The sequence below is a fragment of the Methanofollis sp. genome, assembly GCF_028702905.1.
Classification (GTDB): Archaea; Halobacteriota; Methanomicrobia; order Methanomicrobiales; family Methanofollaceae; genus Methanofollis.
Genome location: NZ_JAQVNX010000142.1, coordinates 1 through 4,189, shown reverse-complemented (window position 1 = coordinate 4,189; position 4,189 = coordinate 1). Strand labels below are relative to the sequence as shown.

Annotated in this window: 5 protein-coding genes and 1 pseudogene; all 6 read left to right on the top strand. The window is 65.7% G+C overall.

The window, feature by feature from the left end:
* A partial coding sequence (locus PHP59_RS11650; protein ID WP_300167183.1) for a hypothetical protein occupies positions 1-455 on the top strand: 455 nt, incomplete at its 5' end.
* Between the two features lie 132 nt (positions 456-587).
* Positions 588-1,532 carry a hypothetical protein gene (locus tag PHP59_RS11645; protein WP_300167181.1) on the top strand — a complete coding sequence of 315 codons (945 nt, stop codon included), beginning with the start codon at positions 588-590 and terminating at the stop codon, positions 1,530-1,532.
* A gap of 91 nt (positions 1,533-1,623) precedes the next feature.
* Positions 1,624-3,018, top strand: coding sequence for a DHH family phosphoesterase (locus PHP59_RS11640; RefSeq protein WP_300167179.1), 1,395 nt, complete (start codon positions 1,624-1,626; stop codon positions 3,016-3,018).
* A complete protein-coding gene (locus PHP59_RS11635) occupies positions 2,963-3,439 on the top strand; it encodes a PUA domain-containing protein (RefSeq protein WP_300167177.1) in 477 nt (158 codons plus the stop codon). The genes PHP59_RS11640 and PHP59_RS11635 overlap by 56 nt, the downstream gene beginning before the upstream one ends.
* Before the next feature lie 2 nt (positions 3,440-3,441).
* Complete coding sequence (locus PHP59_RS11630) at positions 3,442-3,786, top strand: nascent polypeptide-associated complex protein (RefSeq protein ID WP_300167176.1); 345 nt, start codon at positions 3,442-3,444, stop codon at positions 3,784-3,786.
* Positions 3,783-4,189, top strand: a pseudogene (locus PHP59_RS11625) (protein-L-isoaspartate carboxylmethyltransferase); the annotation flags it as partial. The gene PHP59_RS11630 and the pseudogene PHP59_RS11625, both read left to right, overlap by 4 nt.

Below are 4,189 nucleotides of genomic sequence, written 5' to 3'. Positions count from 1 at the left end.
ATCCGATAAAGAGCGGCGACAGTGGGACCGAGGTCGCACGCCCCGGCCACACCCACAACGTCACGATCGGGTTCTGGAGGATGCTCTTCGAAGATCCACGCATCGAAAATCCCCACCTCCCCCCCTACCGGGACGTCATCTTTGCAGAGGCGGTCCGCGAGTACACGAGCGGGACCATCACCTCCCCGGTCTTTGACACCGGAATCGAAGGCGCCACCTGGAACGCCCTCTTCCGGGAGGCGACGACGCCCACAGGAACCTCCATCACGTTCGAGGTCCGGGCCTCGAACGACGATTTCACCGCCCCGGAGACGGGATGGGTAGATGTCGGCGACGCCTCACCGGTGACGACGGGCCTCCCGAAAGGGCGATACATGCAGTGGAGGGCGACGCTGACCACGACGGACAGCACAAAGACCCCGGTCCTCGACGCGGTGCGGGTGTATTACTACTGAAGGAGGGCACTAGAAACGACTGCGACATACAGGAACAGGCTGGCGGTTGCCTTCATCCTCCTGCCCTTCCTCGTCGCCGCAACCTGCGGGGCAGTCGTCGACCTCACCCTCGACGGCCCCGGAGCGGAGGGCATGGCCTTCCACACCCTCAAGCCCGGCGACACCGGCACCACAACCATTCTTCTCCACAACGATGGTAGCGAAGGCGGCAGCGTCGCCATCTGGGTCTCCAACATCACCGAGACCGACGCAAGAGCGGACGGCGCCATGCTCGACACCTACCTCCTCTTCTCCCTCTCGAACGAGCGTCTCGCATCCACCCTCGACCTTCCCGCACCCATCAGCACCTTCCCGCAGGAACCCGGCGGCAGTCCCGCCCTCACCGTGACGCAGCTGGACGCCGGCGCGACCGCCACGCTCACCTGGCACTGGGAGTTCACGGAGACAGGGACACCGCAGGACGACGCCCAGGGCGACACCCTCTCCTTCACCGTCCACTACACCCTCACCTCCTTCCCGGGCGAAGACACCGGCGGGGGAGGGCATACCCATTCCTTGCCAGGAGATGAAGACACGCACCACTCTCCCACCACCACCCCGGGAGAGAACCGGACAACACCGGCGACGACGACGGCAACCGGCGAGCAGGGGGACCCGGAGGAGCAGGTTCCCCTGGCGTGGGCTTTCCTGATCATGCTCCTCATCCCGGCCACGATCAGGTTGAGGCACGAGCCCGACCCCCGGCTGCAGGTGGCCGGCACCGCCGGCACGTTCATCCTCCTCGCCGCCGCGCTCCCCCTTGACTACAGAGTCCTCTGTCGCATTCAGCCGCCCGACGCCCTGCTCGCCGTCGCCGTCCCGGTCGCGATCCTTCTGATCCCGCTCACCGCCCGTTTTCTCCGGCACCGCCACCCGACGCCCCGCACCCTCTGGGCAGGGGAGTGCACCCTTCTCTTTCTCTCGGTGGCGGCAGGCTTCGGCCTCCTCGCCATAGGCGCCAGCCCCTTCGGGAGCCTGCTGGCCCTGGCCGCCGTCTACCTCGTCGCCCTCGGTGCCGTCCTCATCATGGAGAGGTAAGGCGGAAAAACCCGTACAATCGGCTGGAGAGGGCGGCAAATCCGCCCGACCAATGGGTTATATCAGAGGGACATGATAGTATAGTAGTTGGATGAGTCTTGAGAGGGATGTATCGGCGGCCGCCAGGCGGATCCGCGAGGCCGACCGGGTGACGGTCATCTCGCACATCGACGCCGACGGGATCACCAGCCTCTCGATCCTGATGCAGGCGATCACCCGCGCCGGGATCGAGGCGGCACCCGTCTTCGTGCGACAACTCGAGCCGCTGATGATGCACCACGTCCCGCAGGACGACACACTGAAGGTCTTCTCCGACCTCGGGGCCGGGCAGCAGAACCTCCTGGAGGAACACGGCCTTGCCGAGGACAGGGTCGTGATCATCGACCACCACGTCTCGCAGGACGTGAAGACGCCCTACATGCAGGTGAACGCCCTGCCGTACGGCCACACCAAGTTCTCGGCCGCGGGGGCGGCGTACCTCGTCGCCCGGGCCATCGACGACGACACCCGCGACCTCGCAAAACTCGCCGTGATCGGGAATGTCGGCGACATGATGGCCAGGGAAGACTGCGGGCTCATCGGGCCGGCACGGGCGATCGCCGACGACGGGATCGAGTACGGGAATGTCGAGGCACAGCGCGACCTCAACTGCTACGGCATCTCCACCCGCCCCCTGAACCTCTGCCTCGCCTACACCGACGACCCCTTCATCGAGGGGATCACCAACAACCCGGCCGGGGTGCGGAGGCTCCTTGCGTCCCTCGGCATCCCGGAGAGGACGCGGGAAGGGCGGTGGCGGGTCTGGGAGGACCTGGACGCCGCCGAGAAGCAGGCGATCTGCTCGGCCCTCGCGGAACAGATCGTCGCCCACGGCGGCGACACGGAAAGGCTCTGCGCCGAGGTCTACCTCTTCCCCGACGAAGCCGGGGGAACTGCCCTGCACAATGCCTCGGAGTTCTCGACCCTCCTCAATGCCTGCGGCAGGTGGGCCCGCCCCGCGGTCGGGAGCGCGATCTGCGCGGGCGACCGGGCCGAAGCCCTCAGGGAGGCCGGGCAGATGCTCACCCAGCACAGGGCGACGATCCGGGAGATCCTCACCTACATCCTCACCACCGGCGTCCAGGAACTCGACGCCATCCAGTACCTCCATGTCGGGGACAGGTTCCCCGACACCATCGTCGGGATCGGCGCAGGCATGGCCCTCTCGAAACTCGGCCGGAACAAACCGATCCTCATCATGTGCACCCTCCCCGACGATCCGACCCTCACCAAGGTCTCCATGCGGGCCGACGACAGGATGGTCGGCGCCGGCATCGACCTTCAGGCGGCCCTCATCGAGGCCGCCGGGCCCTTCGGCGGGGCGGCAGGGGGGCACGCCATCGCCGCGGGGGCATATATCCCGAAAACAGCAGAACAGGAGTTTGTATACCGTGTCAACCAGTGCATCAAGAGACAGCGCGGAGCGGCAGATCAGGGCGATTGCTGACTTCCAGTTCGGGAAAGGAGCCGGAGAGGCACTTTTCCAGCCAGGCTGCCGCATCGTCAGGTCGAAAACGCGGCGCGTCAGGCAGGTGATGCTCGGGGACGAGCGTATCGTCACCGTCCGCGCCCAGGACGGGCGGTTCACCCTCGGCATCACAGGCGCCCGCCTGCTTGCGGAGGCGCTCCCTGCGCCCGCGTACCGCGTCGTGATCGCGGACGAGGTCGCCGATTTCGTCGCCGACGGGAAGAACGCCTTTGCCAAACACATCGTCACAGCGGATACCGGCATCAGGGCCGGCGACGAGGTGATCGTCGTGTCCGGGGAGGACGAGGTGATCGCCACCGGCCAGGCACTCCTCTCGGGCAGAGAAATGGTGGCATTTGATTATGGAGTAGCGGTAAAAGTTAGGAAAGGAGGAAAGTAAGCGTGTTTCCAGGCGGTAAGATCAATCCGAAAAAGATGAAGCAGATGATGAAGCAGCTCGGCATGGAGATCGAGCAGCTTGAAGACGTGAAGAGGGTCGTCATCGAGACCGGCAAGGGGAACTATGTCTTCGACGAGGCCGAAGTCGTCGCCACGATCATGCAGGGTGCCACCACCTACCAGATCAATGGCGAGGCGAGGTTCGAGCCCGCCGCCCTTGAGATACCGGAAGACGACGTGAAACTGGTGATGGAGCAGACCGGCACCACGGCCGCCGCCGCCCGGGAGGCGCTCGCCGCCACCGACGGAGACATCGCCGGGGCGATCCTGCGTCTGACAGGCGCATGATCCAGGAAGGGGAGCGCCTCATCCTCGTCTCCGCGACGAGGGAATATTATGTCTCTGCAGGGGAGGGCACCCTCTCCACCGACCTCGGCATCCTGAAGCTCGACACCCTCGTCGGGGCGGCGTACGGCGACGTCGTCGCCACCCACCTGGGTACCGAGTTCATGATCAGGCGGCCGCGGGCGACCGACTTTTTCACCCACGCCGCACGGACAGGCGCCCCGATGCTCCCGAAGGACATCGGTATGGTCATCGCCTACACGGGCATGAACAGCAGGGACACCGTCCTCGACGCCGGCACAGGGAGCGGCATCGCCGCGATCTATTTCGGCGGCATCGCGGGACGTGTCGTCAGCTGCGAGGTGCGGCCAGAGTTCGCAAAGAAGGCCGAGAAGAATATCAGGGA